This is a genomic window from Psychrobacter sp. 1U2 (assembly GCF_051847575.1).
This window is the reverse complement of record NZ_JBPYDC010001532.1, coordinates 1-580: the sequence shown is the minus strand read 5'-3', so window position 1 is coordinate 580 and position 580 is coordinate 1. Positions and strand designations below refer to the sequence as shown.

General features: G+C 35.3%; 2 protein-coding genes. Both read left to right on the top strand.

From position 1 onward, the window contains the following. The coding region (locus ACS8FD_RS23030; RefSeq protein WP_439277567.1) for a hypothetical protein at positions 1-229 on the top strand (229 nt) is incomplete at its 5' end. Positions 230-231: 2 nt separating this feature from the next. Continuing rightward, positions 232-580: hypothetical protein (locus ACS8FD_RS23025; RefSeq protein WP_439277566.1), on the top strand; the 349-nt coding region annotated here is incomplete at its 3' end.

The following is a 580-nucleotide window of genomic DNA, read 5'->3' as shown; positions in this document are numbered from 1 at the left end:
GGGTTCGATAAAAGTCAAAGCAGAAGATGAGGTAGCTAGAGGTCAGCCTATTGGTGCTGTTGGAAAGCTTAAAGGTATCAATGTTCCAAGCAATATGTTACATCTTGAAATGTATTCAGATGTTAGCGATACTTCTAATCTAACTATCAAAGGAGCTGCGGGTGGTAAATTCAAACGTAGAAGTGACCTAATCAATCCTAATTCTTTTTTAGACAACGCGGATAAATAACTATGAAAAACTTTTCTTTTTTTCTTTTTTCTACGTTAACACTGTCTTCTTGCTATAACAGTGGTACAACTACAGAACCAGCTAATCTAGGTACAAAAATAAATGAAATCGAAATAACATCAAAACTACCCGTTTCTAACTTTACATCGGTATGCTCACATGACGGAGTGAAGCCTATGAGTATTAGTAATAGCTTAACAGTTTGGGGCTTTGAGCCATTACTATCTGACAAGGAGCGAAAATGTGAAAAACTTGATCTTAATGACTTTGCGGCAATGAACTGTAAATATGATGAATACTTAATACAAAATTCAGGTATTCATCTTTATAAGGGTTCTGAAGGTTGGTACA